This window comes from Terriglobales bacterium (genome assembly GCA_035454605.1).
GTDB lineage: Bacteria > Acidobacteriota > Terriglobia > Terriglobales > Acidobacteriaceae > DATMAB01.
Genome location: DATIGQ010000187.1, coordinates 1 through 12456 on the forward strand (window position 1 = coordinate 1; position 12456 = coordinate 12456).

14 protein-coding genes are annotated in these 12456 nt (G+C 65.9%); 11 read left to right on the plus strand and 3 right to left on the minus strand.

The window, feature by feature from the left end; genetic code table 11:
* The 3 genes from VLE48_13030 to xseA form a co-directional block, all read left to right on the plus strand.
* A partial coding sequence (locus tag VLE48_13030) for a DUF2905 domain-containing protein (protein ID HSA93930.1) occupies window positions 1–235 on the plus strand: 235 nt, incomplete at its 5' end.
* Between the two features lie 262 nt (window positions 236–497).
* Entirely contained in the window at window positions 498–854 is a 357-nt protein-coding gene (locus VLE48_13035) for a PilZ domain-containing protein (GenBank protein ID HSA93931.1), read from the plus strand.
* 339 nt (window positions 855–1193) lie between these two features.
* Window positions 1194–2561: an exodeoxyribonuclease VII large subunit gene (gene xseA, locus VLE48_13040; protein ID HSA93932.1), complete on the plus strand. Its 1368-nt coding sequence runs from the start codon at window positions 1194–1196 to the stop codon at window positions 2559–2561.
* 79 nt (window positions 2562–2640) lie between these two features.
* Here the strand turns inward: xseA and VLE48_13045 are convergent, their stop codons facing one another.
* Window positions 2641–3594 (minus strand): alpha/beta fold hydrolase, encoded by a 954-nt coding sequence (locus tag VLE48_13045; GenBank protein ID HSA93933.1) that lies wholly within the window; start codon window positions 3592–3594, stop codon window positions 2641–2643.
* A gap of 130 nt (window positions 3595–3724) precedes the next feature.
* On the opposite strand from VLE48_13045, the gene cdaA reads away from it, so the two are divergent.
* Window positions 3725–4561 carry a diadenylate cyclase CdaA gene (cdaA, locus tag VLE48_13050; GenBank protein ID HSA93934.1) on the plus strand — a complete coding sequence of 279 codons (837 nt, stop codon included), beginning with the start codon at window positions 3725–3727 and terminating at the stop codon, window positions 4559–4561.
* The gene (gene glmM / locus VLE48_13055) at window positions 4558–5922 is read left to right on the plus strand and encodes a phosphoglucosamine mutase (GenBank protein ID HSA93935.1); all 1365 of its coding nucleotides are present in this window, start codon (window positions 4558–4560) and stop codon (window positions 5920–5922) included. Before cdaA ends, glmM begins: the two co-directional genes overlap by 4 nt.
* 1 nt (window position 5923) lies before the next feature.
* On the opposite strand, the gene polA is transcribed toward glmM, so the two are convergent.
* Together polA and queA are read right to left on the minus strand one after the other, a co-directional pair.
* Window positions 5924–8641 carry a DNA polymerase I gene (gene polA, locus VLE48_13060; protein HSA93936.1) on the minus strand — a complete coding sequence of 906 codons (2718 nt, stop codon included), beginning with the start codon at window positions 8639–8641 and terminating at the stop codon, window positions 5924–5926.
* 92 nt (window positions 8642–8733) lie between these two features.
* Window positions 8734–9828, minus strand: a complete 1095-nt coding sequence (gene queA / locus VLE48_13065) for a tRNA preQ1(34) S-adenosylmethionine ribosyltransferase-isomerase QueA (GenBank protein HSA93937.1) — start codon at window positions 9826–9828, stop codon at window positions 8734–8736.
* 44 nt (window positions 9829–9872) lie between these two features.
* Here queA and VLE48_13070 point away from each other — a divergent pair, with 44 nt between their 5' ends.
* The 6 genes from VLE48_13070 to VLE48_13095 form a co-directional block, all read left to right on the plus strand.
* Window positions 9873–10304, plus strand: a complete 432-nt coding sequence (locus tag VLE48_13070; protein ID HSA93938.1) for a hypothetical protein — start codon at window positions 9873–9875, stop codon at window positions 10302–10304.
* 87 nt (window positions 10305–10391) lie between these two features.
* The gene (locus VLE48_13075) at window positions 10392–11198 is read left to right on the plus strand and encodes a class II aldolase/adducin family protein (protein HSA93939.1); all 807 of its coding nucleotides are present in this window, start codon (window positions 10392–10394) and stop codon (window positions 11196–11198) included.
* Between the two features lie 57 nt (window positions 11199–11255).
* A complete protein-coding gene (eutM, locus tag VLE48_13080; protein HSA93940.1) occupies window positions 11256–11552 on the plus strand; it encodes an ethanolamine utilization microcompartment protein EutM in 297 nt (98 codons plus the stop codon).
* 58 nt (window positions 11553–11610) lie between these two features.
* Window positions 11611–11931, plus strand: a complete 321-nt coding sequence (locus tag VLE48_13085) for a EutN/CcmL family microcompartment protein (GenBank protein ID HSA93941.1) — start codon at window positions 11611–11613, stop codon at window positions 11929–11931.
* Complete coding sequence (locus VLE48_13090) at window positions 11931–12227, plus strand: EutN/CcmL family microcompartment protein (protein HSA93942.1); 297 nt, start codon at window positions 11931–11933, stop codon at window positions 12225–12227. Before VLE48_13085 ends, VLE48_13090 begins: the two co-directional genes overlap by 1 nt.
* Window positions 12224–12456, plus strand: a 233-nt coding sequence (locus VLE48_13095) for a EutN/CcmL family microcompartment protein (GenBank protein HSA93943.1), incomplete at its 3' end; no start/stop codon positions are given. The genes VLE48_13090 and VLE48_13095, both read left to right, overlap by 4 nt.

Sequence of the window (12456 nt, forward strand, 5' to 3'; positions counted from 1 at the left end):
GAATTCCTGTATGTCCAGCGCCGGCAAGCTGCTCATCCTCCTGGGCGCTATTCTGGTCGTCCTCGGCCTGCTTCTGACGCTGGGCGGCAAGCTGAACCTTCCCTTGGGCCGGCTGCCCGGAGACTTCGTCTGGCGCGGCAAGAACAGCGTTGTTTACTTTCCGCTGGCGACCTCGCTGCTGTTGAGTCTGCTGCTCTCCCTGGTCCTGTACCTGATCGGGCGGCTGCGGCACTGAGAAGAGCGCTCTCCGCTTTGCGCCTTCCGCTCCCAGGAAAAGGCAGGAGCGCGCGAACGTGGACTACGGAGAGCGCAAGACCGGCGGGGAGGCGGAAAGCCAATACGGGCAATCCCTTACCGCCCAAACGCGCTACAATGACCAGAGCCGGGGATGGCCCTTTAGGGGGATTCCCAAAAGCCGGCTTTCATGCTATCTATAACTTAACTGGGCGTTCCCCCTGCCTGGCTCTCCCCACTGGTTCTGCGCAAAGGGGAGGACTATGCCAGAGAGTAAGAGCAAGCGCACTCACGAACGCATTCCGCACCTGATGCCGGCCTCGGTCCGCTGGTCGAACGGCGGCGTCCACGAAGAGGTGTGGTACAGCCGCGACGTCAGCCAGAACAGCGTCTTCCTCTATACCGACGTCGAGCTCAAGATGGGCTCCACCATCGAAGTCGCCATGCCCCTGCCCCCGGAGATCACCGGCAAGGACAAACAGGTGGTGGTGCGCTGCAAGGCCCGCATCGTGCGCATCCAGCAGCGCGAGGCCGATAAGCGGGTGGGCATCGCCGCCGTCTATGACGATTTCGAGGTCGTCCAGAACGAGCCGTACGCCGCCGCGCCTCCGTTGGAGTAGCCGATTGTCATCCTGAGCGAGATTGAGGCGTTTGCGCGGCGTCTGAGCCGCGCGCCGAAATCCCGAGCGCAGCGAGGGACCTTGGTCGAGCGAAGGATCTGGGCGCTTTCGCCCCGAGGGCCGCAGGCCCGAGCCCTGAGCGAAGTCGAAGGGGACCGCGCGCCCGCTGCTCTTGCGGGCTGAACGCGCGACGCGAGCATCCGATCTTGCCCCTTGGTCCTTCGCTCTCCGCCCTCCGTGTCCGGGCCTTTGCCCTTTGATCCTTCCACTCCGCGACCTCTCTGCTCGCGGCGGTGAATCCTTTTCCTGACGATCTCCCGGGTCGGGTACACTGCCCGCGTGGCGCTCGATCCCCAGCTCGGCCTGCTCTTCCCGCAGGCGCGGCGGGTGTGGACGGTGCGCGACCTGATCGGCGCGCTGCGCACCTCCGTCGAGCGCGAATATTCCGACGTCTGGGTCGAGGGCGAAATCTCGAACTTCCGCGCCGCCGACTCCGGGCACCTCTACTTCACCCTCAAGGATGGCGACGCCCAGCTTCGCCTGGTGATGTTCCGCTCGCAGGCGCGCCTGCTGCGCTTCCGGCCCGCCGACGGCATGGCCGTGATCGCCCGCGGTCGCGTCACTGTGTACGAAGCGCGCGGCGAACTGCAGCTTTCCGCCGAGTACCTGGAGCCCAAGGGCGCGGGCGCGCTGCAGATCGCTTTCGAGCAGTTAAAGGCGCGCCTGGCCGCCGAGGGCCTGTTCGACGCCGCGCGCAAGCAGCCGCTGCCGGCCTTGCCCCGCGCCATCGGCATCGTCACTTCGCCGCAGGGCGCCGCCATCCGCGACATCCTGAATGTGCTGCGGCGGCGGCATGAGAGTATCCGCGTGCTGATCTTCCCCGCGCAGGTGCAGGGTGAGAGCGCGGCCGCCGAAGTCGCTGCCGGCATCGATCACTTCAGCCGTGCCCGCAACGTGGACGTCATCCTGGTGGCCCGCGGCGGCGGCTCGGCTGAAGACCTGGCCGCCTTCAACGATGAGGCGCTGGCCCGCACCATCGCGGCCAGCAAGGTTCCGGTGATTTCCGCCATCGGCCACGAGACCGATTTCACCATCGCCGATTTCGTCGCTGACCTGCGCGCGCCTACGCCTTCGGCCGCGGCGGAAATGGTGGTCGAGCCCAAGCACGATCTGGAGCGCCGCATCGCCGACCTGCGCGAGCGCCTGGCCCGGGCCGCGCGCTACCAGCTCCTGATGGCGCGCCAGACCCTCACGGAACTGGCTCAGCACGCCGCCTTCGCCCGCATCAACGAATTCCTTGGGCGGCAACAGCAGCGCGCCGATGAACTGCTCTTCCGCCTGGCGCAGGCCCAGCAGGACCTGCTGGATGGACACCGCCGGCGGCTCGATGTCGCCGCCACCCGCCTGCGCCACTACGACCTGCGCGGGCGCTGCTCGGCCATGCGCCGCGAACTCGCTGCCCAGATCGCCGCGCTGGGCGCAGCCGCGCGCCGAAAAATGCTTGAGCGCCGCGCCTCACTCGACCGCCTGGCCGCGCAGCTCGACGGGCTTTCGCCGCTCAAGGTGCTGGACCGCGGCTATGCCCTGGTTTTCGACGCCGCCGGCAACCTGGTGAAGGACGCCGCACAACTCACTCAGGGCGATGAGATCTCCGCCCGCCTGGCGCGGGGCACGCTGCAGGCAACAGTGAAAAAAGCGCAACCGTAGTCGAATAGGGATGCGCGCCTTTCGCGCACTCCCTCGGCTTCGCTCGGGACAGGCTCTGCGAATCGGCGCGCCCAGATCCTCAGGAGAGTATCTTCAGCGCCACCGCGGCCTTGCGCTCGGTAAGGATCTTCTCCGCCAGGACGTCGGGCGCGTCCTCCGGCAGAAAGTGCGAGGCCGAATCGAGGAACACCGGCTCGCGCGCGTTGCGCAGGTTGTCGCGCAGCCGGTAGGCGTCGAGGCGGCCGAATACCGGGTCCTGCCGTCCCCACAGGATGTCTGCGGGCGCGGTGATTCTCGCCAGCCCGCGCTCGATCTCGCTCATGGTGCGGCCGGCGGCATCGGATTCGCGCAGCGGGATCATGCGCGGAAACGCCAGCACGCCGGTACGCGCGGCGGCATCCGGAAACGGGAAGCGGTAGGCGTCGAATTCGTGCAGAGAGAGCCTGCGCGCCACCGCGGTCCGCAGCGCCAGTTCGACAAACAGGTTCAAGCGGCGGACGGTGAAGCTGCCCAGCGGCCCGCGCGAGAGGCGCAGCCCCCAGTGCAGTTCGTAGGCGTCCGGGTTGTGCGGCAGATGCGCCCAGGTGTTCATCAGCACCAGGCGCGCGACGTTCTCCGGACGCGCCACCGCGTAGCCCAGCCCGATGGGCCCACCCCAGTCGTGCAGCACCAGGGTCATCTTCTTGAGCCCCAGCGATTCCACCAGCGCGGTGAAATTGGCAATGTGGCGCTCCAGCGTGTAGTAGGCCAGGTCGCCGGGCTTCTCCGAAAGGCCGAAGCCGATGTGGTCGGGCGCGATCACCCGGTAGCGCCCGGTGAGCTTCGGAATCACGTTGCGGTAGAGGAACGACCAGGTCGGGTTGCCGTGCAGCAGCACGATGGGCGGGGCGTCGGCAGCGCCTTCCTCGACGTAGCTCATGCGCTTGCCGTGGACCATGAGGCTCGCAGTGCGGAAGGGATACATCTCCCGTAGCCACGCGGGCAGTTCGGTCGTCGCCGGCTGGCCGTTCCGGGATGTGACTTCGGCGGTCATGACAACCAGGCTCGATTCTAACCGAGCCGCTTGGGAGGGGCCCCTCCGCAGGCCGGTTGGAGCATGGCGGTACAATAGGTCGAACGCGTAACCGGCCTGCTCTGGATTCAACGTTTATAGATTAGAAAAGATGACTCGCATCCTCGAGCTCGGGACACAAGTGTCGCTCGTGACCGTGCTGGACATCCTGGTGGTGGCCGCGCTGGTCTACGGCTTCCTGATGATGCTGCGCGGCTCCGGCGGCTACCATGTGCTGCTGGGCGCAGCGGCTGTGGCCCTGGTGCTTTACCTGGCGCGCGCTGCGAACTTGCCCATGGTGAGCTGGCTGGCCGACACCCTGCTGCCCTGGGCCGTATTCGCGCTCATCCTCATCTTCCGGACGGAAATACGGCAGGCGCTGCAAAAGCTGGGCCGCGCTCTCACCTTCGCGCGCTTCTCCCAGGGCGCGGGATCGGATTCGTACGACGACATCGTGCTGGCCGTGAACCTGTTCGCGCAGAATCACACCGGCGCGCTGATCGTCATCGAGCGGGAAGTCGGGCTCAAGACCTACATCGAGAGCGGAGTGCCGCTGGATGCGCACCTGACCTATGACCTGCTGGCCACGATTTTCCGTCCCAGCGCGCCCCTGCATGATGGCGCGGTCATCGTGCAGAAAGACCGTGTAGCGGCCGCAGCCTGCTTCCTGCCGCTGAGCATGAACCCAGTCCTCTCCACGCAACTGGGCTCGCGCCACCGCGCCGCCATCGGCATCACGGAGGACACGGACGCGGTGGCCATTGTGGTCTCCGAAGAAACCGGGGCCATCAGCCTGGGTGTAGCCGGCGAAGTGGAGCGCGACATCACCGTCGAGTACTTGCGTCAGCGGCTGGGTGAGCTGGTGCATCGTTACCTGCCACCGGCGGCGCTGCCCACGCCTGTCGTGGTCCCGGACGAGTCTGAGCCCGTGAAGGGTCAGCAGGAATGAGGAAGCTGTTCGGCACCGACGGCATTCGCGGCGTCGCGGGCGAGTTCCCGCTCGACGCCGACACCAGCTTCATCATCGGGCGCGCCCTGGGCCACCATCTGAAACGAAGCAACGGGCCCCCGAAAGTGGTCCTCGGCCAGGACACGCGCGAGTCCAGCGCCTGGATCGCCGACGCCGTGACGGCCGGCCTGGCGGCGGCGAGCGCCCAGGTGGAGAGCGCCGGCGTCATCACCACTCCGGGCATCGCCTACCTGGCGCGAGCGCGCGGCTTTGCCGCCGGGGTGGTGGTCTCCGCCTCGCACAATCCCTGGACCGACAACGGCATCAAGGTCTTCGCTTCCACCGGGTACAAGCTGCCGGACGCGGTCGAGCTGGCCATCGAGCAGGAGATCTTCTCGCTGCTGGCGGACGTGAAGGCCGCAAGCCCCCCGGAACACCGGGCGCCGTTCAAGCGTTCGTTGCCGGGCAGCGCCTCGCTGCAACGTCTCTATGTTCGCTGGCTGGACGAGCACCTCAAGAGCGTCGATCTCAGCCACCTGCGCGTCGTGGTGGATTGCGCCAACGGCGCAGCCAGCACGCTGGCCAAGGAGGTGTTCGCCGCTTGCGGCGTGCGCTCTCGCTACCTTCACCACACCCCCGACGGACGCAATATCAACGACCATTGCGGCGCGTTGTTCCCGCAGGCGGTAGCCGGCGAAGTGACGCATAACGAGGCCGACCTGGGCGTCACGTTCGATGGCGATGCCGACCGGGCGCTGTTTGCGGACGCATCCGGAAACGTCGTCAATGGCGACGCCGTATTGCTTCTCGTCGCGCGTGACATGAAGGCGAGAGGCGCGCTGCCCGGCGACCTGGTGGTTGCCACCACCATGTCCAACATGGGCCTTGAGGCGGCGCTGGCGCGCTCCGGCATCCGCATGCTGCGCGCTCCCGTGGGTGACAAGTACGTGCTGGAGGAGATGCAGAAGTCGGGCGCCGTCTTGGGAGGCGAGCAGTCCGGCCACATCATCTTTGCCGGAGACCACACCACGGGCGACGGCCTTCTGACCGCGTTGCGGGTGATGGAGATCGTGGTGCGCAGCGGCAAACCGCTGGCCGAACTGGTCGGCGACCTGGAAGTGTTCCCGCAGATCATCAAGAACGTCCGCGTGCGCGAGAAGAAGCCGCTGGACCAGATCGCGGCGGTCGCGCACGCCATCGCTGACGCGGAGCGTGCCCTCGATGGCCATGGACGCGTGGTGGTGCGCTACTCGGGCACCGAGCCCCTCGCACGCGTCATGGTCGAGGCCAAGTCCGAGCAGGAAATGCAACGCTCGGCCGAAGCGATCTGCGCGGCCATCCAGAAAGCTTTGGGCGTGTGACCTACTTCAAATCGCGCCAGTTCCTTCCGACACCGACTTCGGCCACCAGCGGTACCCGCAGCGCATAGACCCTTTCCATCCGTTCTTTCACCAGCGCGCTGACTTCCTGCACTTCGGCCTCAGGCGCTTCGAATACCAACTCGTCATGGATCTGCAGCGTCATGCGGGTCTTCAGACCGCGATCGCGCAACTGCTGGTCCACGTGAATCATGGCCAGCTTCATCAGATCGGCGGCGGTCCCTTGAAGGGGCGTGTTCACGGCGGTGCGCTCGGCAAAGCCGCGCAGGCTGGCGTTCTTGCTGTTGATGTCCGGGATGGGCCGCACGCGGCCGAAGAGGGTGCGAACGCGTTGCGTCCTCCTTGTCTCCTCCAAGGTACGGTCGATGAACGCGCGCACCCCCTTGTACTTGGCGAAGTAGGCATCGATGAACTTTTTGGCTTCGCGCTGCTCCACGCCGATCTGCTGCGAGAGCCCGAAGGGCGAGAGGCCGTACACGATGCCGAAGTTCACGGCCTTGGCGCGGCGGCGATGCTCGGAGTCGATGGCCAGCGGCGGCACGCCGAACACTTCCGCGGCTGTCAGGCGGTGGATGTCGTCGCCGCGGCGGAAGGCTTCCACCAGGAGGGGGTCTTCCGACAGATGCGCCAGCAGGCGCAGCTCGATCTGCGAGTAGTCGGCTGCCACCAGCACGTGGCCCGGTTCGGCGACGAAGGCGGCGCGAATCTCGCGGCCCAGCTCCGTGCGGATGGGGATGTTCTGCAGATTGGGCTCCGTGGAAGAAAGGCGTCCGGTCGCCGTGCCGGTTTGATTGAAGGTGGTGTGCAGACGGCCGGTGCGGGGATCGATCAGCTCCGGCAGAGCGTCCACGTAGGTGGACTTGAGCTTGGAGAGCTGGCGGTATTCCAGCACCAGCCGCGGCACGTCATGGCGTTCCGCCAGCACTTCCAGCACGTCCTGCGCCGTGGAGGGAACCCTGCCCTTGCCGTAGCGAGTGGGCTTGGGCAGCTTGAGCCGGTTGTAGAGCACATCGCCGAGCTGTTTGGGCGAATTGATGTTGAAATCCGTGCCGGCCAGCTCGTAGATGCGCGCGGCCACTTTCCCGGCTTCGCGCTCCAGGTCCGAAGACATGCGGTCGAGCGCGTGGGCGTCGACCTTCACGCCCGCCTGCTCCATGCGCGCCAGCACCGGCACCAGCGGCAGGTCGAGGTCCTGGTAGGCGCTTAGCAGATCGTCGCCTTCGACTTCCTGGCGCAGCGTGGGCGCCAGTCGCCCGGTGATGTCCGCAGCTTCGGCCAGCGACCCGCTCAACTTCAGGTTGAAGCGCCGCAGCGCCAGCTCCGGAAGGCCGTGCGTGGAGTAGGTAGGGTCGAGCAGGTAGGAATACAGCATGGTCTCGTGCCGGACGCCGTTCAGCTCCGCGCCGTGTTCCGCCAGCGCGTGAATGGCAGACTTCCAATCATGCACGGCCTTGGGAATCTGCGCATCGGCCAGTGCCTGGGCGAGCTTACGCATGGCCGGCCCATTGTCGAGAGACACGGTCAGGGCTTCGCCCTTCGCGGCTGAGATCGCGATCACGTTGGCCGGCGCGACCACCTCAGCAGAAGCGAGCGGAAGTTTCGCTGCCTCCGCGTCCTCCTCTTCCTCGCCGCGCGCAGAGCCGGCGATGGCCGGCGCCAGGGCCAGAGCCAACGGGTTGGAGTCATTCACGTGTGCCAGGAGCGCCTCGACTTCTTCGGCTGAGTGGGCATCGCGGTAGTCGGTGGGGCCGAGGTCGGCCGCGGGCACCAGTTCCTTGAGGAAGCTGGTGAACTCCAGCTCGGTGAACAGCGCCCTTAGCTTCTCGCTGTCAGGTTCGCTGATTTCGAGCGCCTTCAAATCCAGCTCGACCGGAACGTTGCGGTCAATGGTGGCCAGCTCCTTGCTCAGAAGGATGACCTCGCGGTTGTTCTCGAGCGACTCGCGGTACGTCTTCTTCTCCACTTCCGCGGCCCGTTCCAGCGCCTTCTCGACCGAGCCGAAGCGGCGGATCAATTCCACCGACCCCTTGTCGCCGATGCCGGGCGCGCCGGGAATGTTGTCGATCGAGTCGCCGCGCAGCGCCATCACCTCCACCACCTTCTCCGGCGGGACGCCCAGGATTTCTTCCACCTTGGGCGGGTCGTAGACCAGATTGTCTTTCTGCGGGTTGAGCACGCGCACCTTGTCGTCCACCAGTTGCAGCATGTCCTTGTCGCCGGAAACGACGTACACCTCGTACGATTGCTTGGCTGCCTGGCGCGCCAGCGTTCCCAGGACGTCGTCGGCTTCGTAGCCGGGCTGCTCCAGGACGGGGATGCCGTAGCCCTCGAGCGCGCGCCGGATGTAGGGAAACTGCTGCGCCAGGTCAGGCGGCGTCTCGGCCCGATTGGCCTTGTAGCCGTGATACGCCGTCTCCTGAAACGTCTGCGTCTTGATGTCGAACTTGCGCACCGTGCTCAGCGCCGCCGCCTGCTGGTCGCGGAAGGTGGGCCCGGCAGGATCGAAGACTGCGGCCAGATACTCGGGCGCGAAATCCTGCCGCAGCTTGCGCAGCATGTTGACGAACACGTAGACCGCCGCCGTGGGCAGACCGTCACGCGTGGACATGGGCCGCTGCCGCGCCATGGCATGATAAGCGCGGAAGATCAGCGACATGGCGTCGAGCAGAAAAACGCGGCCCTTGGGAGACGATTGAATCATTTGTTCATTGAATCATTGCGTGAGGTGCATGGGTGAGTCTAGCAGCCTGTTCGAGGCGAAGTGGCCTTTCATTGATCCAATGATTGACTGATTCAATCGATCAGCATGCAGTCTCCGTAGGAGTAAAAGCGATAGCGCTCTTTGACCGCATGCTCATACGCCGCCAGCACATTCTCCCGTCCGGCAAAAGCGCAGACCAGCATGAGCAGCGTCGAGCGCGGCAGGTGGAAGTTCGTGAGCAGCGCGTCCACCACGCGGAACTCGAAGCCGGGGTAGATAAAGATGTCCGTCTCACCGGAGCCGGGGAGGATCCTGCCTTCCGGGTGGGCACGGACACAGTGTTCGAGGGTGCGCACCGCCGTGGTGCCCACGGCCACGATGCGGGGTCCTTCCTGGCGCGCCTTCTGGATGGTTGCAGCCGCAGCCTGGGAAACAGAGTAAGACTCGCTGTGCAAGCGGTGCTTCTCAACCATCTCCGTGTGCACCGGCTGGAACGTGCCCAATCCGACGTGCAGCGTGATTTCCGCGGTTTCGATACCGCGTTCGCGCAGGCGCTCCAATATTTCTGGGGTGAAATGCAGGCCGGCCGTAGGCGCTGCTACCGAACCCCGCTCCCGGGCAAAAACCGTCTGATAACGCTCCCGGTCAGCGGCCACATCGGGGCGATCAATGTACGGGGGCAAGGGCACGTGGCCCATACGCTCGACCAGGGCGAAGAAATCCACAACCGGGGAAAACCGCAGGCGCCGCTCACCGTATTCGCCGCGAGCTACGACTTCTGCCTGTAATTCATCCTGCTCGCCGAAGAACAGCCGCTCCCCTACGCCGATCTTGCGCCCGGGATGCACCAAGGCTTCCCATTCCATCGCTCGCGAATCGAGCTGGCGCGTGAGCAGGACTTCCACGCGGCCACGCAGAAAATCCTTGGCCGCCGGGTTTTGCGGACTCACGGGCTGGGCGCGCGCGCCCCCGCGACGTCCGTAAAGCCGCGCCGGGAATACGCGGCTGTTGTTGAGCACCAGCAGGTCGCCGCTGCGCAGCAGGTCCGGCAGTTCGGAGAAGCGGCGGTCTTCGAAGCGGCCCGACGCCCGGTCGAGGCGCAGCAGGCGTGAGGCCGCGCGGTCGGGCAGCGGCTCTTGCGCGATCAATTCCTGCGGAAGGTGGTAGTCGAAGTCGGCGACCCGCACTTCTCGATTATAGGTTTCGTGCTATTTTGACGGCTCGAGGAGCCGTGCCCGGAGGCGGATCACCGATCGGATTTGCCGCGTTCGCCGCGGTGAAGGCAACCGGCTACACCGGCGCAGCCTTCTATCTGAGCCGCGCCTATGGCTTCGACTGGACCGGGAGGAAGAAGATCCTGGTCGGCCTGGCGCGGACGGGCATCGGCATCGCCGTTGGCGTCACCTTCGGCCTCTCCTGGGGCCTGCTGTACGGTCCGGCACAGCAATCGGGCGAGTGGTGGATCGTCACCTATTACGCCCTGCTGTTGCCCATTCGCATGGGTGAATGGTACCTGCTGTTATGGCTGTTCTTCGATCGTGGGCAGCGCAACCGGGGCCGGATGCTGAAATACGCCGCGCTGGGAACCGGCTTGTCCTACGGGCTGGACTTCCTGGCCGTGGCCGCCGCCCTGGTGGTTCCCGGGGGCATGTGGATCTGCTAGTTTTCCCCGTTGCCTCTCTGGAATCGGCTGCGGTAGGATACGCCGACCAGCGCGCCCACGAGAGGCTTACTACTACACGCGTAGTATATGAAGAGCGAGCGCCAGCATCGTGAGGACATCTGCCGCTTCGGCAAGATGATCCACGAACGCGGCTTCGTCGCCGCCACCGATGGCAATCTCTCCGTCCGTCTGGACCACGACGCCATCCTTTCCACGCCCACGGCCATGAGCAAGGGCATGATGGAGCCGGAAGACCTGGTGGTGGTGGACATGCAGGGTAAGAAGGTCATCGGGCGCCGCAATGTCTCCAGCGAAATCGCCATGCACCTGCTGATTTACCGGCTGCGGCCGGACGTGAAAGGCATCGTGCACGCGCATCCGCCCACGGCCACGGGTTACGCTGCCGCCGGCATCCCGCTGAATCAGGCGTTGATCTCGGAGATTGTGCTGGCGCTGGGATGCATCCCCATCGCCCAGTACGGCACGCCGGGGACACCGGAACTGACGGAGGCGCTGGAACCGCTGGTGCCGCAGTACGACGCCATCCTCATGGCCAACCACGGCGTGGTCACCTACGGTGAGAACCTGCTGCGCGCCTACATGAAGATGGAAACGGTGGAGCACTTCGCGCGCATCGCCCTGGTCGCCCACCAGCTGGGCCGGCAACAGCTCCTGAGCCAGGAGGACGTTTCAAAACTGATGGTGGCGCGGGAGAAGTACGAAGGTGTAAGCTCGGCAGCCGCGATGGCGCCGGGTTGCCCGGTAACGGCAAGTGACGTAGCCGCCGCTCCTACACCCGGCTCCGGCAAACCGCCGGAGCGCATCACGGTGACGCGCGAGGAACTGGCGGCGATCGTGGAAGATGCCATGAGGCACAGCAAGAGGCGCTGGTAGCCGGATTCTGTTGATTTGGTGATCGGCTGATTCAACCCTGAAACCTGGAGAACAACGATGGGCGAAGCACTGGGGATGATTGAGACGCGGGGGCTGGTGGCGATGATTGAGGCCTCCGACGCCATGGTGAAGGCGGCCAAGGTAACGCTGGTAGGCTGGGAGAAGATCGGCTCTGGCTACGTGACCGCCATGGTGCGCGGGGACGTGGCCGCGGTGAAAGCCGCCACGGACGCCGGTGCTGCCGCCGCTCGCCGCGTGGGCGAGTTGATCGCGGTACACGTGATTCCGCGGCCGCATGCCAGCCTGGAAGACGTGCTGCCGATCGGCCGCTCCGGCAAGAGCGCGGCCGCCTAAGCCGCCGCCGCGCTCCGGACAGTTCAGGGCGCGGCTCCTGCTCTGGAGAAATTGACCGATGATCCTGGCTCGCGTAGTCGGCACCGTGGTGGCCACGCGCAAAGACGAGCGCCTGGAAGGCCGCAAGCTCTTGGTGTGCCGGCCGGTCAATCCCTCGGGTGAGCCGGATGGTTCCAACTACATCATCTCCGTGGACACCGTGGGCGCCGGCTTCCATGAGACCGTGCTGCTGGTGGGCGGCTCCTCCGCCCGCATGGCCGCCGGCCTGAAGGAATCCCCTATCGATAGCGCCATTGTGGGCATTGTGGACACCGTGCGCACCGACACGGAAGACGAGCAACACATGGCCGCCGCCGGCCCGGCCAAAGGCAAACGCTGATGATGCTGGCGCGCGTGATCGGCCGCGTGGTAGCCACCGCCAAGCATCCGCACCTCGATGGCCAGAAGCTCCTGCTGCTGCAACCCATCAAGCGTGACGGTTCGCCGCGCGGACGTCCGCTGGTGGCCGTGGACGCCATTGGCGCCGGCTTCCAGGAAACCGTCTACTGGTGCCGGGGCCGCGAGGCCGGCCTGGCTCTCAGCGGCGAAGTGCCCACCGACGCGGCGGTTATCGGCATCGTGGATGCGGTCACTGCCGTGCCGCAATCGCCAGCCGGGCGCAAGGTTTCGCGATGATCCTGGGGCGCGTGGTCGGTGAAGTGGTGGCAACGCAGAAACATCCCTCCCACCAGGGGCGCAAGGTGTTGATCGTGCAGCCCGTCCTCCCGGACGACACCGAGCACGGTGAACCCGTCCTGGCACTCGATGCCGTGGATGCCGGGGTAGGCGACCGCGTCCTGGTGGTGCAGGAAGGCTATTCCGCCATGAGCGCCGCCGGCCGCGTCAACGCGCCCATCGACATGAC